The organism is Pseudomonas fluorescens (genome assembly GCF_001648775.1).
Classification (GTDB): domain Bacteria; phylum Pseudomonadota; class Gammaproteobacteria; order Pseudomonadales; family Pseudomonadaceae; genus Aquipseudomonas; species Aquipseudomonas fluorescens_M.
The window spans coordinates 109,905-134,529 of the sequence record NZ_LVEJ01000007.1 but is presented as its reverse complement, the minus strand read 5'-3'; the positions used below and the strand labels follow the sequence as shown (position 1 = coordinate 134,529).

Annotated in this window: 19 protein-coding genes; 11 read left to right on the top strand and 8 right to left on the bottom strand. The window is 60.0% G+C overall.

The genetic code is table 11. The annotated features are described in order from the left end of the window. The first annotated feature begins 6 nt into the window (after positions 1-6). The 4 genes from tssK to tssA are packed head-to-tail and all read left to right on the top strand — an operon-like array spanning position 7 to position 7,018. A complete protein-coding gene (gene tssK / locus A8O26_RS08655; RefSeq protein ID WP_064117631.1) occupies positions 7-1,338 on the top strand; it encodes a type VI secretion system baseplate subunit TssK in 1,332 nt (443 codons plus the stop codon). 18 nt (positions 1,339-1,356) lie between these two features. Next, the gene (locus tag A8O26_RS08650) at positions 1,357-2,121 is read left to right on the top strand and encodes a DotU/TssL family secretion system protein (protein ID WP_064117630.1); all 765 of its coding nucleotides are present in this window, start codon (positions 1,357-1,359) and stop codon (positions 2,119-2,121) included. Continuing rightward, positions 2,118-5,939, top strand: coding sequence for a type VI secretion system protein (locus A8O26_RS08645; protein WP_064117629.1), 3,822 nt, complete (start codon positions 2,118-2,120; stop codon positions 5,937-5,939). Before A8O26_RS08650 ends, A8O26_RS08645 begins: the two co-directional genes overlap by 4 nt. Continuing rightward, complete coding sequence (tssA, locus tag A8O26_RS08640; protein ID WP_064117628.1) at positions 5,936-7,018, top strand: type VI secretion system protein TssA; 1,083 nt, start codon at positions 5,936-5,938, stop codon at positions 7,016-7,018. The genes A8O26_RS08645 and tssA overlap by 4 nt, the downstream gene beginning before the upstream one ends. Here tssA and A8O26_RS08635 read toward each other — a convergent pair. From A8O26_RS08635 to A8O26_RS08615, 5 genes are all read right to left on the bottom strand, one after another. After that, positions 7,015-7,983 carry a 2-hydroxyacid dehydrogenase gene (locus A8O26_RS08635; RefSeq protein ID WP_064117627.1) on the bottom strand — a complete coding sequence of 323 codons (969 nt, stop codon included), beginning with the start codon at positions 7,981-7,983 and terminating at the stop codon, positions 7,015-7,017. The genes tssA and A8O26_RS08635 overlap by 4 nt on opposite strands. A gap of 169 nt (positions 7,984-8,152) precedes the next feature. Next, positions 8,153-8,581, bottom strand: coding sequence for a hypothetical protein (locus tag A8O26_RS08630; protein ID WP_064117626.1), 429 nt, complete (start codon positions 8,579-8,581; stop codon positions 8,153-8,155). A 14-nt stretch (positions 8,582-8,595) separates the two neighbouring features. Beyond that, entirely contained in the window at positions 8,596-9,072 is a 477-nt protein-coding gene (locus A8O26_RS08625) for a DUF4822 domain-containing protein (protein ID WP_064117625.1), read from the bottom strand. A gap of 359 nt (positions 9,073-9,431) precedes the next feature. Beyond that, on the bottom strand, positions 9,432-9,956 hold the full coding sequence (locus A8O26_RS08620; protein ID WP_064117624.1) for a cysteine hydrolase family protein: 525 nt from the start codon (positions 9,954-9,956) through the stop codon (positions 9,432-9,434). A 218-nt stretch (positions 9,957-10,174) separates the two neighbouring features. Next, positions 10,175-10,558 (bottom strand): tautomerase family protein, encoded by a 384-nt coding sequence (locus A8O26_RS08615; protein WP_064117623.1) that lies wholly within the window; start codon positions 10,556-10,558, stop codon positions 10,175-10,177. A 323-nt stretch (positions 10,559-10,881) separates the two neighbouring features. On the opposite strand from A8O26_RS08615, the gene A8O26_RS08610 reads away from it, so the two are divergent. From A8O26_RS08610 to A8O26_RS08595, 3 genes are all read left to right on the top strand, one after another. Continuing rightward, positions 10,882-11,076: a hypothetical protein gene (locus A8O26_RS08610; RefSeq protein ID WP_064117622.1), complete on the top strand. Its 195-nt coding sequence runs from the start codon at positions 10,882-10,884 to the stop codon at positions 11,074-11,076. Between the two features lie 484 nt (positions 11,077-11,560). Beyond that, on the top strand, positions 11,561-12,841 hold the full coding sequence (locus A8O26_RS08600; protein ID WP_064117620.1) for an HAAAP family serine/threonine permease: 1,281 nt from the start codon (positions 11,561-11,563) through the stop codon (positions 12,839-12,841). Positions 12,842-12,991: 150 nt separating this feature from the next. Then, a complete protein-coding gene (locus A8O26_RS08595) occupies positions 12,992-14,638 on the top strand; it encodes a SulP family inorganic anion transporter (protein WP_064117619.1) in 1,647 nt (548 codons plus the stop codon). Positions 14,639-14,843: 205 nt separating this feature from the next. Here the strand turns inward: A8O26_RS08595 and acnB are convergent, their stop codons facing one another. Beyond that, positions 14,844-17,453 carry a bifunctional aconitate hydratase 2/2-methylisocitrate dehydratase gene (gene acnB, locus A8O26_RS08590; protein ID WP_064117618.1) on the bottom strand — a complete coding sequence of 870 codons (2,610 nt, stop codon included), beginning with the start codon at positions 17,451-17,453 and terminating at the stop codon, positions 14,844-14,846. Between the two features lie 468 nt (positions 17,454-17,921). On the opposite strand from acnB, the gene A8O26_RS08585 reads away from it, so the two are divergent. Then, a complete protein-coding gene (locus A8O26_RS08585; RefSeq protein WP_064117650.1) occupies positions 17,922-18,392 on the top strand; it encodes a DUF1289 domain-containing protein in 471 nt (156 codons plus the stop codon). 94 nt (positions 18,393-18,486) lie between these two features. Here A8O26_RS08585 and A8O26_RS08580 read toward each other — a convergent pair whose 3' ends face one another. Next, positions 18,487-19,350, bottom strand: a complete 864-nt coding sequence (locus tag A8O26_RS08580; RefSeq protein ID WP_064117617.1) for a universal stress protein — start codon at positions 19,348-19,350, stop codon at positions 18,487-18,489. A 159-nt stretch (positions 19,351-19,509) separates the two neighbouring features. On the opposite strand from A8O26_RS08580, the gene A8O26_RS08575 reads away from it, so the two are divergent. The 3 genes from A8O26_RS08575 to A8O26_RS08565 all read left to right on the top strand — a co-directional run bounded on the left by A8O26_RS08575 (position 19,510) and on the right by A8O26_RS08565 (position 22,248). After that, positions 19,510-20,112: a tRNA-(ms[2]io[6]A)-hydroxylase gene (locus A8O26_RS08575; RefSeq protein ID WP_064117616.1), complete on the top strand. Its 603-nt coding sequence runs from the start codon at positions 19,510-19,512 to the stop codon at positions 20,110-20,112. 141 nt (positions 20,113-20,253) lie between these two features. Further along, positions 20,254-20,961, top strand: a complete 708-nt coding sequence (locus A8O26_RS08570) for a response regulator (protein WP_064117615.1) — start codon at positions 20,254-20,256, stop codon at positions 20,959-20,961. Further along, the gene (locus tag A8O26_RS08565; protein ID WP_064117614.1) at positions 20,962-22,248 is read left to right on the top strand and encodes an ATP-binding protein; all 1,287 of its coding nucleotides are present in this window, start codon (positions 20,962-20,964) and stop codon (positions 22,246-22,248) included. A gap of 133 nt (positions 22,249-22,381) precedes the next feature. Here the strand turns inward: A8O26_RS08565 and A8O26_RS08560 are convergent, their stop codons facing one another. Then, positions 22,382-24,574 carry a TonB-dependent siderophore receptor gene (locus A8O26_RS08560; RefSeq protein WP_064117613.1) on the bottom strand — a complete coding sequence of 731 codons (2,193 nt, stop codon included), beginning with the start codon at positions 24,572-24,574 and terminating at the stop codon, positions 22,382-22,384. Positions 24,575-24,625 lie beyond the last annotated feature (51 nt).

The following is a 24,625-nucleotide window of genomic DNA, read 5'->3' as shown; positions in this document are numbered from 1 at the left end:
AGTCGTATGAGTCTGCTACCTGACGCGGTTTGCTGGCACGAAGGCATGCAATTGCTGCCGCAGCATTTTCAGTTGCAAGGGCTGCGGGCCGAAGCACTCGGCGCGCATCTGGCGCAGGCGTGCAACCCGTGGTTCTGGGGCGTCAGTCATATGGAATTCGACCCGTCGGCGCTGAGTGCCGGCGTGGTCCGGGTGTTGTCGTTGCAGGGGACAATGCCCGACGGTTTGCCGGTGGATCTGCAGGCCGGCATCGGCCCGACACTGGAGCTGGATGTCAGCGCCGCGATCAATTCCACTGACGATGCCACCGTCACCGTATACCTGGCGATCAGTCCGATGTGGCGGGCCGGGCAATTGCTGCCGCTCAAGGGCCGTTTGCAGTCGGTGGTCGGCGAGGCGCTGCCGGACCTCACCAGCGGCGAGTTCCCTGAGTCGATCACGGTGTGGCGGCCCAATCCACGGTTGTGCACGCAACTGAACAAGGCCGATTCGATCTGCCTGCCTTTGTTGAAAATTCGCAAGGAGGGCGGCGGTTTTCTGCCGCTGTCCTATACGCCACCCACGCCCATCCTGCTACCGGAGTCACCCCTTGGGCGACGCATTGCCGGGCTCTGCGCACGGGCGCGGGAGAAGTGTCTGTTTCTCGGTGGCCGTTTGCGCCAGGCGCAACAGGCCGGCAATCAGGACGATGCGCTGGAGATTCGCCGCCAGTTGACCGCGCTGTGGGCGCGTCTGCCGGAAGTCGAGGGCTTGCTCAACAGCCGCATCGCCCAGCCGCAAACCCTCTATGTGCACTTGCTCGGACTGGCCGGCGCGTGGTCGGCGCTCGAGCCGCTGGCCGGTGTACCGGCGTTCGCGGCGCTGGATTTTGTCGAGTTGCAGCGCGGTTATGACGCCGTCCTGCAATGGCTGGAAACCACCCTCGAACTGATTCGCGCCGGCTATCGCAGCCTGCCGTTCGAACGCGGTGAGCAGAGCTTTTCGATTCAGTTGCCGGACGAACAACCGAGCCAGCGCCTGGTCATCGGCCTGCGCATGCCCAACGGTGCCAGCGAACAAGCGGCCATTGACTGGTTACGAGGCGCGATCATCGCTTCGGCACCGCACATCGCCTTGCTCAGTCGTCAGCGCATGAGCGGTTTGGGCCATCAGGTCATGAGCCGCAGCGAGCAAGTGGCCTACAGCGTCGGCGAAGACACGCGGCTGTTTGTCGTGACGGCCGAAGGCGCGTGGTTCGACGCGCAACTGCCGCTGATGATCGCCGCGCCGGCCGCCAAGCTCACCAGCAGCCCGTGGCAAGTGGTGCTGTTTGTCGCCCAGAACAGTGAAAGTGCCTGATCACACAAGGAACGCCGTATGTCGCAAGGAAGTGCCGCAAGCCTTGGGTTGCAGGACGCACCGTTGAGCAGCGCGTTCCGCGAGACGTGGCAACAATGGCAGCAGGATTGGGTGCAGTTGCCCAAGGACAGCGAGGACGAAGCGGCGCTGGTCGAGACCGTGGTCGAACTGTCGACCCAGGCGTCGCAGCGATTGTGGCGCACGGCGTATTCACGGGTCGGTGATTCGGCGACCGAACAGGTCAAGGCGCTGGTCTATGCGTTCGTCGCCCTGATCGATGAAACTCTGCTGTTTACCCCGTGGCCCGGGCAAGCGGCGTGGCAGGGCAAGCCACTGGAGTCGCGTCTGTATTCCAGTCGTCAGGCCGGTGAGCAGGTGCCAGCGGCGATTCAAACCCTGCTCGATGAGCAACAACCGACCACCCGCGATCTGGCCAACGTGTATTTGCAGTGCCTGATTCTCGGTTTCCACGGGCGCTTGCGCGGCGAGCACAGTCAGGCGCAATTGGCCAAGTGGCGTTTGGCATTGTTCAATTTTGCCTGGCAGGACGAGGCCAGTGATGCCGGTGTCAGCCAGCGTCTGGTGCAGCCCTCGCTGGCCACGCCGTTGCAAATGCCGGTGCGCACGGCGTTGCCGGATGGCTTTCGGCTGGCGCTGGGGATTCTGGCGATGCTGCTGTTGCTGACCGCGCTCGGGCATTGGTTATGGCGGGACATCGGCCAGGAGCTGGCGCCGGTCCTGCAAAGCGGTGAGGTATCGAATGCGCCGGGGCAAGACTCATGAGCCCGCTGACGATCGTTGCGTGGATCGTTGCCCTGCTGTTGTTGCTGGCGATCATCGCGATGGCGGTGTGGTGGTTACGCACCCAGAGCGGCGCGGCGATCCGCAGTTTCTATGCCTCCGTGCGCCATATGGAGCGCGACCAGGGCAATCTCGGTCGCTATCAGTTGCCCTGGTTGCTGATGCTCGGCGACGAAGTCCAGGGCACGCAACTGGTGACGGAATGGCGCCTGCAACCGACCGACAGACCGGCGTGGTTCGGGCGCTGGTGGTCGGACCCCGAGGGCGCGGTGCTGGTGGTGCCGCAAGCGCTGTTTCTGCCGGACGACGGCATGCATTTGCAACGCGGCAGTTGGTGGCGGTTGCTGGGGTTGATCCTGCGGCTGCGCAGCAAGCGGCCGCTGGACGCGGTGATCTGGACGGTGCCGGTCAATCGCCTGAGCAATCTTGAACAGGCGACTCAGTTGGGCGTCGCCGCGCGCCGGCGCTTCATCGACCTGCTGCAACGCTTTGGGCTCAGCGTCCCGGTGTATGTCGTGGTCACCGGACTTGAGGAATTGCCGGGTTTTCAGGATCTGATCAGCGCCTTGCCGCCAGAGGCCCGCGAAGCCACATTAGGCTGGTCATCTCCCTATCCTCGCGATGCCCTCTGGCAAGGCCAATGGAGCGATCAGGCGGTGGATCGTCTGCACCGGGCGGTGGCTGAAGCGGTGATTGAAATTGGCACATTGTCCGGGCAGTTGAGTGCCGATCTGTATGCCTTGCCGGATCGTCTGGAGACGTTGCGGCGCGGGTTGCAGAACGTGCTGGAGCCGGTGTTTCAAGGTAATGCTCAAGGCGAGGCACCGTGTTTTCGCGGTGTGTATTTCACTGCCAATGTCGCCGGGGAAGACGCGCAAGACGGTTTTTCCGTGGACGACAGCGGCCTGCAGCGCAGCGCGTTTGTCCGGCAGTTGTGGCGCCAGCGGCTGGTCGGCGAGCGGGGGCTGGCGCATGGCGTGCCGCGCCTGTTGCGTCTGCGTCAGCGTTGGCAACGTCTCACCGCCGGGGTTGCGCTGGTCGTGGGGGTGGTCTGGGCGGTGGCGATGCTGTGGATCTGGCACGCGTCGGTCAAGGATGCCCATGAGCTGGCGCGGCAGATGCAGGGCGCGCAGAAGGGCTACGTGGCCGTCAGTGATGAGGCGCAGCGGCTCGACTCGACCCGGCGCAACGTGCAGACCTTCTGGCGAGTACTGGAGCGAGCCCCGCACTGGAACTATGTCTCGCTGGTGTTCCCGACGTCGTGGTTTTCCTCGCTCGACAACCAGTTGGAGCAGCAAGTGTTGCAGTCCACTGAGCGCCATATGGTGGTGCCGCTGCATGATCTGCTGAGCGCCGAACTGGCGCAGCTCAAGGCGATCCGCAGTACTGATCGACGCAGCAGTGTCGAAAGTGACGACCCGGCGCAGTGGCAGAATTACCTGAAGGCGAATGATCTGGTGGAGCGTGCATTGCGTCTGGAACAACAGAACCAGTGGTTCAATCAGGTGCAAAACAACCCGCGCGCACCGCTGGACGATCTGGTGCAACTGAGCAACAACGCGCTGGCGCTGAACCTCAACACGGGCACCTTGCCCTACGCGGCTTTTTACAATCGGCTGCTCGTCGCAGGGCAAGACGGCCACTTGCAAGCGCTTGATCTGAGTGTCGAGCGCCCGCTGATCGTGAGCAATTTTTCCGGGCTGATGCAGCGCTGGCTCGATCAGTATTTCCTCGCCGATAACTTTGTCAGCAAGGCCGGCTATCTCAAATTGCACCTGGATCAACTGCAATCGGGCAATGGCAACAGCCTGCGGGAGCTCGAAGACCTGACTGCGCTGGTCGATGATCTGCAAGCGGCGATTGCCCTGACCAACTCGACGTGGAGTCGCGGCAAGGGCCAGGAACTGGTGCCGGGTTATCGCGACTTCCTCGGCAAGGTGGCCAAGAGTACGTTGTTGGGCACGCAGGTCGAGCAGGACCTCGACACACAAGCGTCACGGCTGCAGCAGAGCTTTCGCGATCAATGGATCGCCCAGATCGGATCGCGGGACAACTTGCTGGTGCAGCAAGTCAGCGGGCAACTGGCCTTGCAGGAGCAAGTGGTCAAGCTGGATAACGCGGTACAGGCGCTGTTCAAGCGTGACTTCGTGTCGGTCGCCCTGCGTGCCAGCGAAGACAACGTCAATATGCAAGGTCAGACGGTGGACGGTGATGACCTCAATGAATCGCTGAAGTATTTCGCCGACTACAACAGCTACATCGCTGAAGAGCTGCCACGGATTCCGCCGGACTATCGCGTGGCACTGCTGAAAACCGCCGAGCGCGCCGCCGCCCAGGCAATGTGGTTGAGCCTCAAGGATCACAACGACCAGACGCAGCCTTACGCCGTGTTCAACGTACAGGCCGAGCAAGCCATGGCCCTGCAAAAGGCCTTTGTCGAGGTACACCGTGCGGACCTCGCCACGCGCCTGCAAACGGCGCTCAACCGCCGCGCCATGGCGCAGATTATCGGCGGGCTGGATGAAATCACCGCACAACCGCTGTTCGGCGGTCGTGCTGAAATCAGCCAGTGGGACGGCGGGAAAAACCTCGGTCTGCAATTGTTCGGCGCCAGCGATGTGCAGGACCTGAAACTGAGCCTCAAGCAGCAGTTCAATACCATGCTCGGCATCACGGAACGGCGCACGTCGTCGTTGCAGTGGTTGACGACGCAGCAAGCCAGTCTTTCGGCACTGGATTACGAACGCGTGACGCAGTTCAGTGCACTCAACGACGAGTTGCGCAAATACAAGGAGGCCAACCCGGCTAGTTCACCGGCGCAGATCGAGCAACTGGTCAGTCGCGATTTTATCGAAATGGACGTCAATTCCTGCCTGCAGATGTTGCAGACCGCCAACCTCGGCGGCGGCCGAGGCACCCTGGCGATGCGCGCGATCGAGTTGCAACAGGAGGCCACACAGCGTTGCCAGATGCTGCAAGTGCAACAGGCCGCTGCGGCGTGGAATGAGCTGGCCAACTACTTCAATCAATATCTGGCGGATCGCTTTCCGTTCGCCAACGGCGTGCAGATGCAGGACGCCGATCCGGCCCGGGTTGAATATTTTCTACAACTGATCGACAAAAAACTGCCGGTCGCACAGGCCGGCCTTGCCACAAACCAGACCCCGGAACGCTTGGCCGCGGCGGATTTTCTCAACCGTTTGAAACAGGCCAGCACTTGGCTGACACCGCTGTTCGTGCGCGACAAGAGCGGCATCCTCGGCGTCGAACTGGATGTGCGCTGGCGCACCGATCGCGATGACGAGAAGGGCGCCGATCAGGTGATTGCCTGGAGCTTGCTCGCCGGCAGTCAGCAGATCAACTACCCCGCAGCCGAGCAACCGAACCTGCGCTGGATGGTCGGCCAGCCGATTCGCCTGACCTTGCGCTGGGCGCGCAATGGCAAGGAACGGCCGGTCAACGATCCGCAACAACCGAACCTGGTGGTGCGCGATCTGGAGGCCGGTTGGGAATACGGTGGGCCGTGGTCATTGCTGCGGATGATGCGCGCGCATTTCTCGGTGCAGCGCCAGCCGAGCATGGATTACACCGATTTCCCGTTGACCTTGCGCTTGCCGGTGACCGCATCGACCGACAGCGTCACCAGTGAATTCACGCGGATGTTCGTGCGCCTGTCGCTGATGAGCCAGGGCTCGAAACTGCCGTTGTCGATTGCGCCGTTGCCGACCCGCGCGCCACGCTCGCCGTTCCAGTTCACCGGCACCACGGCCGCCATCGAATCGCCGAAGGAGAACCTGTGAGCCTGCCATCGACCCCGTTGCCAGAGCTGATTGAGCAGTTGCTCGAACCGATCAGCGCAGACGCGCCGTGTGGCGTCGATCTGCGTTATGAACGCGAGTTCGACCAGTTGCGCGACTTGCGCCGCGAAGACGATGCGAGCCTGCCGACCGGGGTCTGGCAGTCGACGCTGAAGCGGGCGAACTGGCCGGACGTGGAGAAGCTCACCACCACGTTATTGCTCGAACGCAGCAAGGACTTGATGCTCAGCGCCTGGCTCGGCGAGGCCTGGTTGCACTTGCAGGCGCTGGATGGCTTGCCCGGTAGTCTGGCGCTGATCGCCGGTCTGTGTGAGCGCTTTCCCGAGCATTTGCACCCGCAAGCCGAGGAGGGCGATCAGTCATGGCGGGTGATTCCACTGGAATGGCTGGTGCGCCGTTACAGCGAAATATTACTTACGCGGGTGCCGCTGTTCGGCACGCGCAACAGTGCTTTCGAGGCTTATACGCTGGAAGTCTGGCGCCGCTTGCAGATTCAACAGGTGCAGGCCAACGACAGCAAGAACGCCAAGACCTCGGCGGAAACCGCGCGCAACGAACAGAAGAAACTCAACGACCAGATCCGCGCCACGCCGTTGGCATTCTGGCTGCGCAACCAAGGCAATCTGCTGTTGAGCCTGCAACATCTGCAACGACTCGACCGCTGGAGTGAGGCCTATCTGGGCGATCAAGGCCCGGGATTGCGGCCGTTGCAGGACACCCTTCAAGCGCTGCTGACACTGGTTCAGGAGTTCATTGCCATGCACCCACAACAACCGGCGCCACCCGCGCCCGTGGTCGAAGCCGCTGTCGCCGTGTCGCCGCCTGCGGAAGCGGCGCCGGTCGCGCAGGTGTTTCGCGAGCCGGCCAGTCGTGAAGAAGCCTATCGGCAGTTATTGCTGATCGCCGAATACCTGGCCCGCACCGAACCCCACAGCCCGGTGCCGTACCTGATACGGCGCGGGGTCGAGTGGGGTAACAAGCCGTTGAGTGAATTGCTCGGTGAGTTGATTTCGGCCGATGCCGAGTCGCGGCGGTTGTGGACGTTGCTCGGCGTGCTTTAGTGCACCCGCTGGTTGTTGCGTTTCGGCGGCAACGCGATGGGCGTCAGCACCGGTTGCCCGGAGAAAAACGCCACGAGGTTTTTCCCCACCAACTCGACCGTGCCTTGAGTCGCTTCCGGTGACAGACCGGCAACGTGCGGGGTGAGCAGCACGTTGCTCAGGGTCTTCAGGGCATCCGGCACTTGCGGTTCGTGGTCGAACACGTCGAGTGCGGCGCCGGCGATGCGCCGTTGTTCCAGCGCGGTGATCAGGTCTGCCGTGGCGATCACACTGGCGCGCGCAATATTGACGATAAAACCTTTCGGCCCGAGCGCATCGAGCACCGCTCGCGTGACCAGATGCTGCGTGCCGATGCCGCCGGGCGTGGCGACGATCAAAAAGTCCGAGGCCCGCGCCAGATCGGTTGGTGTCGAGCAGAACGCGTAGGGCACATCAGTGCGCAACTGGCGGCTGTGATAGCTGATCTGCATATCGAAACCGAGGTTCGCCCGTTTGGCAATCGCCATGCCCACCGCGCCGAGGCCGAGAATGCCCAGACGTTTGCCGGCCAGCGACGGACGCATGATTTTTGGCCATTCGCCCCGGCGCACCGCCGCGTCGCAGCGTGGAATATCGCGCACCAATGCCAACAACATGGCCATTGCGTGGTCGGCCACCGACGAGGCATTGACCCCGGCGCCATTGGTCACGGTGATCCCGCGATCGCTGGCGGCTTGCAGGTCGACCTGTTCGTAACCGGCACCGATCACGGTGATGATTTTCAGCGCGGGCAGGGCGGCGATTTCGTCGGCGGTCAGGCCCAGCGGGCCGCGGGTCAGCACCGCATCGATACGACTGCCGTGGCTGGCGATGGCTTGTGCCCGTTCGGCCGGTGTCGGTGCGAGGATCAGGTGAAAGCCCTGATGCTCGAGAATCGGCAGATAGTCATTGATGGTTTCAACCAGTACCAGAACGGTGGCGGGCATTGCGCGGCTCCTGTGATCAATGGCGTGTCGGTCGCGAAAGTCGTGTCAGAGTGCTGATTCCAGAGCGGTTTGGCAATCATTGTCATTCACGCAGTGTGCTTTGATTCTGGACGGCTTCAGGCAAGAAGCAAGGCTGGCAGCACACCGGTGATCCGGTGTGCTGTGAGCATCATTGGGCGGCGCGAGCTTTGCTTTGTTCAGCCAGGGCAATCGGCTGGAAATCGTAGGTTGGATAAAACTCGGTGCGGTAACTGCCCCACGCGGTGCTTTCCAGAGCGAGGTTCACTTCTGCCAACCGCGAGGCGGGGAAGCGCACGGTCACCACTTGGCCAATGCCCATCATGATGTTCCAGCTCACCACTTCGACCCCGGCCGGGGGAAAGGTTTTGTAGAAGCCTTGTTGCGTGAGCTGGGCTTTGAGTTCGCTCAATGGGCGGGTCTGATCATGCTTGAGAAAAACGGTCAGCATCATGGCATTGTCGGCAGTGGCGACGGTTTTTTTTAGGGGTTGGGTGGCGGCCTGCGCGCTGACCCCGGCGCAATAGACCGAGGAGACAAATAACGTCGACATCAGCAGGGTTTTAAGTGTCTTTTGCATATTGATTCCTGGCGTTATTGTTTGATGACGGATTTGGTTTCTACGGTTCCGGTATAAGGTGCGTGAACGACATGAATACGCACGAGAGGATTGTTTTCCACCATGTCGCGCGGCACTTCGCGAGAGTAGGTGAATTCACTGCTATTCAAAGTTTCCAAGCGTCGGACAATCGTTTTGGTGGGGCCGATGTCGGGTACAAGGATGTGCTGTTTCTGATCGCCGGTAACAAAGAAATAACCGCCGCCACCGTTGTTGTACTGTGACTCGCCTGTGTCGGTGTCAAAGAATTCATATCGATTACGTTCGGGATTCCAGGTCGATATACCCACGACGCCGGGGTACTGCGCTTTGACGTCCGTTTCAGTGGCGCCGTCGATGTAAACCTTGGTGGTCAGCCATCGGGGCGAGGAGGCCAGTTCGCCGACGTCGGCGCTGGCGAGCGGGGAAAGCAGCGCTGCCAACAACAGGCCGATCATCGTGTGTTTTTGCATGCTGAGTCCTCTTCATCAAACTTCGAAGGTCGTGTGCTATTAAACATTCCTGCTTCGGGGCGTGAAAAATATAGACGTGATGTGGAAGATTGTTCAATGGCTCCGTAGTTGCTTGTAACAAAGGGCTGTTGTTTGGTTTATGGGTAATATTTTGTCTTGATTGTTTTGGGTGTTTTTTGTTGTAGGAATATTCTTAAGTGTTGATCAGTTATTAGCTTGTTTGTTGGTTATTTCTGTAATTAATGTCGCTAGTTATATTAACTGGCTGCGCGGTGTTGTAGGACGGAAGATAGGGTTACAAAACTCTGATTGACGCAGCCGCAGCAAGTGAGGCTGCGTCAATTTCACAGATCGTTTGTTTAGAACATTACCTGCGCACTGTCGATTAACCCTGCGAAGGCAGCACCGAGGGTTGCGTTGTGGTGTTTGATGATTGCTTCGGCCGACAGCGCGGGAGTGTCCATGCAGGTGTGGGCGTCGGCCACCAGCAACGCTTTGAAACCCAGGTCGACAGCTGCGCGACAAGTGCTGTCGACGCAGAACTGAGTCTTCATGCCGACGATGTAGAGATTCTCGACTTTTCTATATTTGAGCTGTTGCGCCAGTTCGGTGCCGTGGAAAGCATTGGGGCGGGATTTGTTGAACAGGGTGTCGATTTCAGCGTCCAGTTCAAGCGCCGGCAGCAATTGCCAGAATGGACTGTCGACAGCAATCGGCGAACCTTGCGGGCCGGTGTGGCGCACGGCGAAGATCGGTACCTGTTGTTGTCGGGCCTGTGCGATCAGGCGCTGGATGTTGGCGAGTATCCGTTCGCCGTCGTGAGGTTGTTCCGGGCCTTGGAACAGGCCGACCTGCATATCGATGATCAACAGTGCTGCGGACATGGTGTTTCTCCTTGAGGACTTACTGGTTTGCAACAGCAGCCGCACGGACGGGAGAAACAACAAGGCCCCGTCCATTGCTGGCGGGGCCTTGGGTTTGCTGCGCTGGGCTTACCTCACGCAGAAACACCACGACCCGCCGGTGGCGGTCGTGGTGGTGCGGGTGAGGTACAGCGAGCGAAGGTTCATGGGCCGATCATGCTGGGGGCGTTGCGCCGCTGTCAACTGGCGTACTGGGCGATGCCGTTGCCGAAGGACCAGTTTTCTTTTTTCACTTCCACCAGGTTGATGAACACGTCTTCGAGGCGGATACCCAGTTGCGTGTTCAGGTTGTCGGCGATGGTCTGGTACAGGGCTTTTTTCTGCTCCAGCGTTCGGCCTTCGTTAAGGGTGATCTGGATGATCACCAGATGCTCGCTGCGCTGAATGCCGAGGTATTGCGGGTCGAAGATGAAATGCTCGCCGTCGTGTTCGTTGAGGATCTGGAAATTGTCGTGTTCCGGCACGTTGATGGTGCTGCGCATGGCGGCGTAGATCTGCTCGCCGATGCGTTTGGCGAAGGTGGGGTCGGTGTGTTGTTTGATGTCGACGCGGACGAGGGGCATGGGTGGAGACTCCGGGGGGGCAGGGGACTCATTGACGCTAGATGATCTGGGTCAAATTGAAAGTATTTCGCTGTTTGCTCGGACGCCTTCGCGAGCAGGCTCGCTCCCACAGGTTTGGCGCGTCGCCCAGTGCCAGCGGGATGTTGATTTTGGCGTTGTTTCGGTACGAGGTGGCCTACGAAATTCGCGGATTCTGCCTACGAATTTGGCAGATTCATCTGCTATCGGGCCGGCGGTTAACGCGAAATCATGGGGCAGTAATGGGAGGTGGTCAGGATGGAAAAGCTTCCCCAACGTTAACTGCCAGCAGCCAAGGAAGGCTCATGCATCTTGATGACCACAAAAATGTAGAGCTCGAAAGGCTACAAACGGAAACCCAAAAGCTTGGTGCGGAGAGGCGCAAGTTTTTGGCGGAGGAAGCAAAACTGAAACTTGAGACTTTTTTGTATCCCGTTGTGGTGGGGGCTGGGGCATTAACTGCAATTGCCACCGCCGTAGGGCTTTATATGAAGCTGTAAGAGCGCGCAGCAGGTTGCCGTAGCGCATACGCGTTGACTCAGAGCATTAAAAAAGAAAAAGGGGCAGTATGAGCACAGAGGAAAGCAGAGCCAGGATAGACCGACTGTATCAAGAGGAGTTTGAGTTCAGAGAAGCCATGAAGCCTTTTCGCAAAGCCGAAAGGCGTGAAACGGTTTTGCTATTCAGCCTTGGAATGTTGATGGGCGCGGCGGGGATCGCTTTCGTGATGGTGTTGGCCCGAGCCATCTGAGCACCCTTGCACATGCCTGTTAACGACAGTCTGAATGCCTGTGTACGACAGGTATTTTCGCAAAAACGACACCCCACTGATCTGCTCCGCACAACCATTCCTCAGCTAAGTCTTTGCTTCTGCTCATTTATCGCGGAGAATCGCGCCCCTGTTTCGGCCGGAGCATGTCTGTCGGTTTTTTCCGACGCGTCCTGACCGAGTGGCAAGTGACCGGAATGCGGAGATCCGACCGGATGAATGATCAGGCCAATAGCGTCGAAGAGCGCTTTGATGCAGCAGCACCCGCTGAACTTTCGAGCTGGAATCGCCAGGACACCACCTGGATGTTGGGGTTGTTCGGGACGGCCATTGGCGCCGGTACCCTGTATTTGCCGATCAACGCAGGCTTGGGTGGCTTCTGGCCGCTGGTCGTTCTCGCGCTGTTGGCGTTCCCGATGACGTTCTACGCGCACCGTGGTCTGACCCGTTTTGTGCTGTCCGGTCGCGAAGGCGCCGATATCACTGAAGTGGTCGAACAGCATTTCGGCATCAAGGCCGGTGCGCTGATCACGCTGTTGTACTTCTTTGCGATCTTCCCGATCCTGTTGATCTACAGCGTTGGCCTGACCAACACCGTCGCCAGTTTCCTTGAGCATCAATTGCACATCACTCCGCCGCCTCGTGCGCTGCTGTCGTTCGTGCTGATTCTTGGTTTGCTCGCTGTGGTGCGTTGCGGCCAAGAGGCGATCGTCAAGGCGATGAGCCTGATGGTGTATCCGTTTATCGTTGCGCTGCTGTTTCTGGCGGTGTACCTGATTCCCCACTGGAACGGCGGCATTCTGACCACCGTTTCGCAGGTGCCACCACCGTCGGCGCTGCTGCACACGTTGTGGCTGGCGATTCCGGTGATGGTGTTCTCGTTCAACCACTCGCCAATCATTTCGGCGTTTGCGGTGGATCAGAAGCGACAGTACGGCGTGCATGCCGATGAGCGCAGCTCGCAGATCCTGTTCCGCGCCCATGCGCTGATGGTGCTGATGGTGCTGTTCTTCGTCTTCAGTTGCGTCCTGACATTGTCACCAGAGCAACTGGCTGAAGCCAAAGAGCAGAACCTGTCGATCCTGTCGTACCTGGCCAACCACTTCAACAATCCGACCATCGAGTTCGCTGCACCGCTGATTGCGTTCGTGGCGATCTCGAAATCGTTCCTCGGTCACTACATCGGTGCCAGCGAAGGCCTGAAAGGCTTGATCGTGAAGAGCGGCAAGCGTCCGAGTGCCAAGGCACTGGATCGCATCGTGGCGGCGTTCATGCTGGTGATCTGCTGGATCATCGCGACTCTGAACCCGAGCATTCTGGGTATGATCGAAACCGTCGGCGGCCCGGTGATTGCGGCGATTCTGTTCCTGATGCCGATGTACGCGATTCGCAAGATTCCGGCGATGGCGCGTTATCGCGGTCAGGCATCGAACGTGTTTGTCACGGCAGTGGGTCTGGTGGCGATTTCGGCACTGGTTTACAAACTGACGATGTAAAGCCGGATCAATAGATCGCAGCCTGCGGCAGCCATTGCCTGAATCCTTGGGCAGGCGCTGCACAAGGCTGTGATCTTTTGCTTTTGAGCTACAGTACGCCGCTGCGCATCACCGATGCACAGCGGTTTTTTTTCGTCTGGAGACAGTGGATTGTCGAGCCTCGCGCAACCTGTTGCACCCATCAACCGCTGGCAGGATGTGCTTGCGGGTCTGTCCATCGCAGGCCTCTTGCTGCCCGAAGCGGTGGCGTATTCGACCATCGCAGCACTGGCGCCTCAGGCCGGGGTGATCGCGCTGTTTGCCGGGTTGCTGTGTTATGGGGTGTTCGGCACCAGTCGTTTTGCGATTGTGTCGGCGACGTCTTCTTCGGCGGCTGTGCTGGCAGCGGCGACGGCGACGCTGGCCAATGGTGACCCGCAGTTGCGCTCGACCCTGGCGGTCGGCCTGGTGTTGGTCACGGGTGGGTTGTTTTTGCTGGCCGGGATCTTTCGCCTCGGCAGCGTCACGTCGTTCATCGCCAAACCGGTTTTACGCGGATTTGCCTTCGGCCTGGCGCTGACGATCATTCTCAAGCAGGTCGCCAGCGTGGTCGGCGTGCATCTGACCGATGCCAATCTGGTGCGCTTCGCCCCGCAACTGCTTGAACAGCTGCCGCAATGGAACTGGCCGGCTGCCGCTGTCGCTGCCGTCGCGCTGGTGCTGCTCGGTGTGTTTTCGCGATTCCCGCGGGTGCCCGCAGGCTTGCTGGTGGTGGTGATCGGCATCGCCGCCGGGCAATGGCTGAACCTGCCGACGTACGGCGTAAAGATGATCGGCATGATCGACCTCAGCCTGGAAGTGCCCAATTTGCCAGTGCTGCCGTTCGCCGATTGGCTGCGCTTGGGCGAGGTAGGGTTTGCCCTGGTGATGATTCTGTATGCAGAGTCGTATGGCTCGATCAGTGCGTATGCGCTCAAGCATGGCGACCGCGTCAACTCAAACCGCGATCTGCTGGCGCTGGGTGCGTCGAACCTGCTTTGCGGGTTGTTTCATGGCATGCCGGCAGGCGCCGGGTATTCGGCGACCTCGGCGAATGAAGCGGCAGGGGCGACGTCACGCTGGGCCGGCGGGGTGGCGGCGCTGGTGGTGCTGATCATCGTGCTGACGGTGCTGCCGTGGATTGCCCTCACGCCGGAGCCGATCCTCGCCGCGATTGTCATGCATGCGTTGGGGCGTGGCTTGAGTTTGCAGCCGCTGGGCCGGTATTTCATCTGGCGCCGGGATCGGGTGTTGGTGATTTGTGCCGTTGCGGCGGTGCTCGTGCTTGGCGTGCTGGATGGCTTGCTGGTGGCGGTGGCGATCAGTGTGTTGCTGATGCTCAAACAGATGTCGGCGGCGGACATTCAGGTATTGGGGCGGATCGATGGCGGGCATGATTTTGTCGATGTGCAGCGTCATCCGATTGCGCAGACGGAGCCGGGCGTACTGATCATTCGACCGAGTGAGGCATTGTTCTTCGCCAACGTTGAACGCATTCTCGGGGCGGCGTTACGGCTGATCCGTCATACAGAGGTGCCGCTGCACACGGTGATTCTGAGCCTTGAGGAGACGCCGGATCTGGATGGCACCAGCATCGAGGCGATGCAGGAGTTTTTCTTGCGGGTGCATCAGGAGGGCAAACGGCTGATTCTGGCGCGGCTCAAGCATGAAGCGCTGACGGTGTTGGACGCCTTGCCGCAAGTGCAGGCCAATGGTGTGATCCTCAGCGGTTTGAGCGTGGATGGCGCTGTACAGAAAGCCCTCAAGCTCAACCCATAACCCTATGGGGAAAATGCAATTCTCTTGTCTGGCAGGAATTAAAGGTGGGAGCGAGCCTGCTCGCGAAAGCGGTGTGTCAGTCGATGTGACTATTGGCTGATGAATTGCCTTCGCGAGCAGGCTCGCTCCCACAGGGTCCAGGTGTAAGGCATAAAAAAACGCCGCTCATCTGACGATGGGCGGCGTTTTTCATTGCGTTGCAGCGTTAGGCTTGAACGACCGGGATGTTGGCGTTCGCAGCAGCTTCACGGAACTCGGCAATCTGGTCGAAGGACAGGTAGCGGTAGATATCGGCCGCCATGCTGTCGATCTTGCCAGCGTATTCCATGTACTCCTCGACGGTCGGCAGGCGACCCAGGATCGAAGCCACGGACGCCAGCTCAGCCGAAGCCAGGTAGACGTTCGCGCCGTCGCCCAGACGGTTCGGGAAGTTACGGGTCGACGTCGACACAACAGTCGCGTTCGGCTCTACACGTGCCTGGTTACCCATGCACAGGGAGCAGCCTGGCATTTCCATGCGCGCGCCAGCCTTGCCGTAGATGCCGTAGTAGCCTTCTTCGGTCAGTTGGTGAGCGTCCATTTTGGTCGGCGGCGACAGCCACAGACGGGTTGGCAGCTGACCCTTGACCTGATCCAGCAACTTACCGGCAGCGCGGAAGTGACCGATGTTGGTCATGCACGAACCGATGAACACTTCGTCGATCTTCTCGCCAGCAACGCTGGACAGCAGACGGGCGTCGTCCGGATCGTTCGGCGCGCACAGTACCGGCTCGCTGATGTCGGCCAGATCGATTTCGATGACTTCGGCGTATTCGGCGTCGGCATCGGCTTCCATCAGTTCCGGGTTGGCCACCCAGGCTTCCATCGCTTGCGCACGGCGTTCCAGGGTACGCGCATCGCCGTAGCCTTCGCCGATCATCCAGCGCAGCAGGGTGATGTTGGAGTTCAGGTACTCGGTGATCGACTCTTTCGACAGCTTGATGGTGCAACCGGCAGCCGAACGTTCGGCCGAGGCGTCGGACAGTTCGAACGCCTGCTCCAGGGTCAGACCTTCCAGACCTTCGATTTCCAGAATGCGGCCGGAGAAGGCGTTTTTCTTGCCTTTCTTCTCGACGGTCAGCAGACCGTTCTGGATGGCGAAGTACGGAATCGCATGAACCAGGTCACGCAGGGTGATGCCAGGTTTCATTTTGCCTTTGAAGCGCACCAGGATCGATTCCGGCATGTCCAGCGGCATAACGCCGGTGGCTGCGGCGAACGCGACCAGACCGGAACCGGCCGGGAACGAGATGCCCATCGGGAAACGGGTGTGCGAGTCACCACCGGTACCGACGGTGTCTGGCAGCAGCATGCGGTTCAGCCACGAGTGGATGATGCCGTCGCCCGGACGCAGGGAAACGCCGCCGCGGGTCATGATGAAGTCAGGCAGGGTGTGGTGGGTGGTCACGTCGATCGGCTTTGGATAGGCCGCGGTGTGGCAGAACGACTGCATTACCAGGTCAGCGGAGAAGCCCAGACACGCCAGGTCTTTCAGTTCGTCACGGGTCATTGGACCGGTGGTGTCCTGAGAACCTACGGTGGTCATCTTCGGTTCGCAGTAGGTGCCAGGACGGATGCCTTTGCCTTCTGCCAGACCGCAAGCCTTGCCGACCATTTTCTGCGCCAGGGTATAACCCTTGGTGCTTTCGATCGGTGCATCAGGCTTTTTGAACAGGTCGAACGCTGGCAGACCCAGCTCGGCGCGAGCCTTCTCGGTCAGGCCACGGCCGATGATCAGCGGGATACGGCCGCCGGCGCGGACTTCGTCCAACAGCACCGGGGTCTTCATTTCGAAGGTGGTCAGGACTTCGTCGGTGCCGTGTTTGCAGACTTTGCCAGCATGCGGGTACAGGTCGATCACGTCGCCCATGTTCATGTTGGAAACGTCGAACTCGATTGGCAGTGCGCCGGCATCTTCCATGGTGTTGTAGAAGATCGGAGCGATTTTGCTGCCGAAGCAGAAACCGCCAGCACGCTTGTTCGGCACGTAAGGAACGTCGTCACCGAAGAACCACAGCACCGAGTTGGTAGCGGATTTACGCGACGAACCGGTACCGACCACGTCACCGACGTAGGCGATCGGGAAGCCTTGACCGCGCATTTCTTCGATCTGCTTCATCGGGCCGATGGCGCCCTGCTGATCAGGAACGATGCCGTCACGGGCCATTTTCAGCATGGCCAGGGCGTGCAGCGGGATATCTGGACGCGACCAGGCATCTGGAGCAGGGGACAGGTCGTCGGTGTTGGTTTCGCCGGTAACCTTGAATACGCGCAGGCTGATCTTGTCGGCCAGGGTCGGACGGTTTTTGAACCACTCGCCGTCAGCCCAGGATTGCAGCACGGCTTTAGCGTGAACGTTACCGTTCTTGGCTTTTTCGGCGACGTCGTGGAACGCATCGAACATCAGCAGGGTGTGCTTGAGTTGCGCGGCAGCGACTGGCGCCAGCTCGGCGTCGTCCAGCAGGTCAACCAGAGTGACGATGTTGTAGCCGCCCTGCATGGTGCCGAGCAGTTCTACAGCGCGCTTTTTGTCGAGCAGAGGGGAGGAGACTTCGCCCTTGGCCAGTGCAGACAGGAAGCCGGCTTTTACATAGGCCGCTTCGTCCACGCCTGGTGGAATGCGATTGGTGATCAGGTCAACGAGGAAAGCTTCTTCGCCAGCCGGAGGGTTCTTCAGCAGCTCGACCAGGCCTGCGGTTTGTTCGGCGTTAAGCGGCTGGGGAACGATACCCAGTGCTGCACGCTCTTCGATATGTTTGCGGTAGGCTTCAAGCACAGTTATTACCCTCATCAGTGGTCCCAAATGGCTGTCCGGGACGCTCGTCGCGAAATGCACGTACTCATGCGCTGCGTGGCGTTGTGGGCCACTTAGCCAGAATTACCGGGCATTCCTTACAGAAGCTGCTTTCAAAGTTTTACGCCTGCAGAACGGGGAGCTGATGAGGGTTGGCGCTGGATTTTTCCCCGCTGGAAAAACCCCTCGCCAACACCGCTCTGAAGGAACGACTGTGCTCGTGACGCTTTGAAAACAGCTTCTAACGGACATTGGCGCCTTAAAAGGCTGGCTGATTCTACGGCAAAAAAAATTTAAAGGTAAGTCGGGCTCTATTGGACTTTGGTGGCGTTGTCTGTGCGCGGGTGGAACGCTGCGCCAGACGTTGCCCCTGATGTTTGAGGGGTGATCAATGCCCGACAAAGGGCTAACATGCCGACCTGTTCCGCGTTTCAGTGTTTTGCCTATCTTATGCCCAATCAGACCATCAAGACTCCCTGCGTCGGCCTCTGCTCCACTGTTTACGGTGATCTGGTGTGCCGTGGCTGCAAGCGTTTCCACCACGAAGTGATCCACTGGAACGGTTACAACGAGGAGGAAAAGCGCGCGGTGTGGTTGCGGCTGGAGCAATTGCTGTCACAAGTGATGGCGGCCAAGGTCGAGATTTTCGATTCGGCGCGCCTGCGCGAGCAGCTCGAACAGCGCAAGATCCGCTTCGTACCGCATCAATCGGAATATTGCTGGGCGTATCAGCTGATTGCGCGCGGCGCGCGGGTGATCATTAATCTCGAGGCTTACGGCATGGTGCTGCTGCCGGAGTTTCGCGACTGGAACCTGCCGGAATTGCGCGATGCCATTGATCGGGAATTTTTCCTGCTGTCGGAAGCGCACTATCAACGCTACATCGCCCCGGGCTTTTTGAAAGACGCCTTCGGCGCCTGAAAGCTTCGCGAGCAAGCTCGCTCCCACAGGAGAATGCATTCCAAATGTGGGAGCGAGCTTGCTCGCGAAGGGGCCATCAAATACAGCACAAGTCTCAGTGTTTCACCGCCAGCTCCAGCAAATGATCCTCAACCTCCTGCGGTTTGAGCACCAGCACATCGCTTTCCAGCGCATCCAGCACCACTTCCGCGGTATTGCCAATCAACGCCCCTGACAACCCGGTGCGCGCCACCGTGCCAATCACTGTCACCGCTGCCTGCAGCTTGTGCGCCATGAACGGGATCAACACGTCCGCCGGGCCTTCCTCGATGTGCAGATGGGCGTCATCGACATCGAATTCCGCCTGAAACGCCCGGCATTGCTCGCGATAGCGCGCCTCGATGGTTTCGCTCAGTTGCAGCGTCGGATCGGCTGCCGAGAGCATCGGCGATGGATGCGCCGCGATCACATGCAGATGCGCCTTGGCCAGGCTGGCAATGTCATAGCCGTGATCAATGATCGTCGTGTGCAGATGCCGGTGCTCGCCATCGGCATTGCCGACATCCACCGCCGCCAGAACCACCTTGTCTTTCCACGAACCGGCGGTTTTCACCAGCAGTACCGGGGTCGGGCAGTGGCGCAGGAGTTTCCAGTCCGCCGGGGTCAGCAGGGCTTTTTTCAGCGAGCTGTCAGGGAAATGCTGTTTGATCACCAGCCCGCAACCTTCGGCCTGCTGCACATCGATGATGGTTTCGTGCAGGCTTTCGTTCCACGCCTGTTCGGTGGTCACGCTGTAACCGTCGGCCAGCAACGCGGCTTTGAGCACGCCAAGCATGCCGGCGTGGTCGTGCTTCTTGTCGCACACCAACAGGTGCAGATGGGCCTGGGTCACGCCGGCGATCAACTTGGCGCGCTTGAGCGCCAGGCTTTCCGAATGTTCGGGTTCGATGACCACCAGAATGCTGCGAATGGCTTGCATGAGCGGAGTCTCCAGCAAAGAAAAGGCACGGCGTTGCACAACTATAGTTGCTGTCCATCAGGCTGCGACTTGATGCATATCAACGGTGGTGGCTGGTGGTCTGCGGGCAGGCCGGTATAATCGGCGCCCTTCGCTCGAACACCTTTTACCGTGAGCCCCATGATCCTTCCCGAAATCCACGAATTCCTTGGCTGCCACACCCCCGACGCCTGGGTTCAGGCTGCACTGGCCGATCAGGAAACCCTGCTGATCGACCACAAGAACTGCGAGTTCAAGGCCGCCAGCACCGCGCTGAGCCTGATAGCCAAGTACCATTCCCACGTCGACCTGATCAACATGATGTCGCGTCTGGCCCGGGAAGAACTGGTGCACCACGAGCAGGTCATGCGCATCATGAAACGGCGCAAGATCGAACTGCGCCAGCTGCATGCCGGGCGCTACGCGTCGAGCCTGCGCAAAGTGGTGCGCAGCCATGAACCGGTGAAACTGGTCGATACGCTGGTGGTCGGCGCGTTTATCGAAGCGCGCAGTTGCGAGCGGTTCGAAGCCCTGGTGCCGCACCTGGACGAAGAACTCGGCAAGTTCTATTTTGGCCTGCTGAAGAGCGAGGCGCGGCATTTTCAGGGTTACTTGAAACTGGCCTATCAATACGGCGACGCCAAGGATATTGCTCAGGTCATCGAGAGGGTTCGCGCCGCCGAGCAAGAGCTGATCGAGTCGCCGGACGACGAATTCCGCTTTCACAGCGGCGTGCCTGCGTAAGATTGTTAAAAACTCTTAAGAGTATGAAACATCACCGAAAACCGGCCGCAGTGGCCGGTTTTTGCTGCCTGAAGCAAACGCCGAACCGGTGATTGCCGCCATAATGTCGACCACTTCACACATGGCTGGCAGATGGGCGTTATGGATAACCTGGGTTTTGGCAAAGTCCTGCTGGTGGAGGACGATGAGCGTCTCGCCGCGTTGATCGCGCACTTCCTCGAGCAACACGGCTACGAGGTGCGCACGGTGCTGCGTGGCGATCTGGCCGTGGCGGCGTTTCTGGAATTCAAGCCGAAAGTCGTCGTGCTCGACCTGATGCTGCCGGGGCAGAGCGGTCTGCATGTGTGCCGTGAGATCCGTAGCGTGTCGGACACGCCGATCGTCATCCTGACGGCCAAGGAAGATGACCTCGACCATATCCTCGGGCTGGAGTCCGGCGCCGATGATTACGTGATCAAACCGATCAAACCGCCGGTGTTGCTGGCCCGCTTGCGCGCGCTGCAACGACGGCAAGTGCCGGACAGCAGCGTGGTCAGTTTCATGGAGTTCGGCCACTTGAGCATTGATCGCAGCTGTCGCGAAGTGCGCCTGGCCGGGGAAATCATCGAAATGACCACCATGGAATTCGAGCTGTTGTGGTTGCTGGCCAGCGCCGCAGGCAAGATTCTTTCGCGCGATGACATCCTCAACCGCATGCGCGGGATTGCCTTCGACGGGCTCAACCGCAGCGTTGACGTGTACATCAGCAAATTGCGCAACAAACTCAAGGACAACCCCCGTGAACCGGTGTGCATCAAGACCGTGTGGGGCAAGGGCTATCTGTTCAATCCGTTCGCGTGGGAGCTGTAGATGCTGCGGTTATTTCTCGGGCTGTTTCTGGTCATGACGGTGGGGCTGGTATTGGCGCTGCAAACCGTCGAACACACCTTTAACGCATTGCTCGACAATCAGATGCAGGCTTACAACCGTGAGGCCGTGCGCGGTCAGGCGTGGTCGCTGGTCGATCACCTGCAAGGGCGCCAGGGCGCGGATCGTGAGCGGCAACTAGAGAATTTGCGTCCGCATTACGGCCTGTCGCTGAGTCTGGTCGAGGCCGATCAATTGGCCCTCAACCCTGAGGAAAAGGCCCAACTGGCGCAGAATCTGCTGGTCATCCGCGACGACTACACACAGTTCATCAGCAACATTGACGGCGGTTCGCAGTTGCTCAGCATCAAGCTGCCGCCGGAGCCGAGTCTGATGCCGTTTTACATCGCGGGGGCCTACGTGATGTTGGCGGTGCTGATCGGCATCGTCCTGTTCTTCTGGGTGCGCCCGCACTGGCGTGACCTGGAGAAACTGCGCATGGCCGCCGAACGTTTTGGCGATAACGATCTGGCGGCGCGCATTCAGCTCTCCAAGCGTTCGAACATTCGTGATCTGGCGGAGCACTTCAACCTGATGGCGGCGCGCATCGAGGGGCTGATCGCCAATCAGCGTAAATTGACCAACGCGGTGTCCCATGAGCTGCGCACGCCGATTGCGCGGCTTTCATTTGAGCTTGATCAGCTCAAGCAGCAGCCGGATGCGAGTCAGAACCGCGAACTGATTGCCGACATGTACGCCGACCTCGGCGAGCTGGAGGAGATGGTTTCCGAACTGCTGACCTACGCCAGCCTTGAACGCGGCGCGACGGTGATCAAACGCGAGAACATTCAAGCCGCCAATTGGCTGGACAGCGTGGTGGGCAGTGTGGCGCTGGAGGCGGAAGCGGCGGGGGTGCAGTTGCTCATGGGCGATTGCCAGCTCGACACGGTGCGCATCGAACCGCGCTTCATGGCGCGCGCGGTAATCAATCTGTTGCGCAACGCGATTCGCTACGCCGAGCAGCGGGTCGAAGTGACGCTGGTGCGTCACGGTGATTACTACGAAGTGCGCGTCAACGACGACGGGCCGGGTGTGCCGGCGGACGGGCGCGAGAAAATCTTTGAACCGTTCTCGCGGCTGGATGCGAGCCGGGATCGGCGTACGGGTGGGTTTGGTCTGGGTTTGGCGTTGGTGCGCCGGGTGTCGCAGTCCCATGGCGGGCAGGTTGAAGTGGGTGATTCGGTGTGGGGTGGGGCGTCGTTCCGGATGACCTGGGCGCATCTGGATTGAATGCGCTGGCCTGTGCCGGCCCCTTCGCGAGCAGGCTCGCTCCCACAGTGATCTGCGGCGTTCACAAATCCAGTGTGGGAGCGAGCCTGCTCGCGAAGGCGGCGTCCATGGCGCTATTTATTTCAGCCCAGAATCAGAAATCCCACTGGGTGGTCAGCATCACATTGCGCGGCTCACCATAGAACGTGGTGTCGAAGTTGCCCAGTCCGGTGAGGTAGCGCTTGTCGAACACGTTGTTGGCATTGACCGTGAAGCTCAGGTGCTCGTTGTACTGATAACGGCTCATCAGGTCGACCAGGGTGTAGCCGCCCTGTTTGATGCGCGTGTAATCGCCGGCCGGGGCGCTGTAGATCTTGCCGTAGAACGCGCTCTGCCAGCTCACGCCGCCGCCGACGGTGACCTTGTCCAGCACGCCGGGCAAGCGGTAAGTGGTGAAGGTGCGCACGGTGTGCTCGGGCTTGGTGGTCGACAACGGATAACCGTACATGCGCTGCTCATCGGCATCGCGGGTGCGTGCGTAGGTATAGCCCGTGGAGAGGTTCCAGCCTTCGGCCAGTTCGCCGGCCAGTTCCAGTTCCACGCCTTTGGTGGTGGCGCCATCGGTGGCTTTGTAGATGCCTTCGTTGGTCACCGCGTTGGTGCCGATCGATTCGGCGACGCCATCCTGCTCGATGCGAAAGAACGCCAGGCTGGCATTCAAACGACCGTCGAAATACGCCGCTTTCAGACCGGCTTCATAGCTGTCGCCCTCGACCGGGGCGAGGGTCGAGCCGTTGGCGTCCTTGTTGGTCTGCGGCTGGTAAATGCTGGTGTAACTGGCATACAGCGAGTAGGTGTCGTCGAGGTCATAGATCACCCCGGCGTAAGGCGTGACCACCCCATGTTCCTTGTAACTGGTGTGGGTGTCGTCGAGACCGGCGCCGGGGTTGTAGCGGTAATCTTCATTGTATTTGAAGGTGCTCAAGCGGCTGCCGAGGATCACCGACAAGTCGTCGGTCGGACGCAGGCGCGTGGCCAGGTAAATGCCGTTCTGGCTTTGGGTGCGCTCGTACTTGCCGTTCTTCGGGAAGTCCTGTTTTGGCAGGTTGCCGTCCCAGTCATAAATGCTCCCCGGTACTTCGGAAAACGCACGGGTGTCGTAGGTCGCGCCGGTCTGGCGCGAGTGCGAGGTCATCACCCCGGCGATCAGTTCATGCTCGCGACCGCCCAAAGTGAAAGGGCCGGAGACGTTGACGTCCGCGGTGTTCTGCACGCGGTGACCTTCCCAGCGCCCCCAGTACATGAACATGCCTTCGCCGGTGGCGCGATTCGGGTTGCCACCGCTGGCCGAGGCCAGGCGCGTGTCGTGATCGGTGGTTTTCTGGTCGAGGCTGACCTTGAATTTCCAGTCATTGGCCAGCGCCTGTTCCAGGGAGGCGAAGTAGGTGATGTTGTCGAAATCGCGGCGACTCCAGTCCGCAGCGGAGTTGAAGTGCCGCCCGAAATCTGTGCGCCCGCCATCGGCGAAATACACCGGGTTGCCGGTCCAGGACGAGCCGCGTGGCGTCGTGCTGGATTTGTCGATGCCGAAGGTCAGCAGGGTGTCGTCGCTGAGGTCGGCTTCGAGGATGCCGTAGAACAGGTCTTTGCGCTGGCTGTAGTGATCGAGATAGGAATTCTGATCGGAATACGCGCCGACAAAACGCCCGCGCACGTTGCCTGAATCAGTCAGCGAACCGGAAATATCGCCGACCGTGCGATAGGCATCCCACGAACCAACGGTGCCACTGATCGAGGCTTTGAATGCCTTGGTCGGCTTTTTGCGGATCAGGTTGACGGTGGCCGACGGGTCGCCAGAACCGGTCATCAGGCCGGTCGCACCCTTGATGATTTCAATGCGGTCGAGGCTCGCGGCGTCGTCACCGTTGTTCGGGTTCTCGCCGTAAACGCCGTCGTAGGGAATGTTGATGCCGTCGTACTGAAAGTTGGTGATCGCCAGGCCACGGGCGGAAAACTCGGTGCGGTCGCTGTCGTACTTCTGCGTGGAAATGCCGGGCGTATTGCGCAACGCATCGCCGACACTTTGCACGCCGTGATCGTCCATTTGCTGGCGAGTGATGACCGTTACCGACTGCGGAGTTTCGCGGATCGATAGCGGCAGGCCGGTGGCTGAAGACATGGCGCCGGTGGTGTAGGCATGGCTGCCTTCGGTGGTCGCGCCGAGGCCCTGCGCGGAAATGTTGGTGGCGCCCAGTTGCAAGGTCTGGTCGGTTTTTTCAGCGGCGTTGGCAGAAATGCTCAGCAGTGCCAGTGCCAGCGGGCACAGGGCGAAACGGACGTGCGACATGGAGATCCCTTTGCATCGAATCGATCGGTAGTTGAAGTGCTTCTGAGGGGT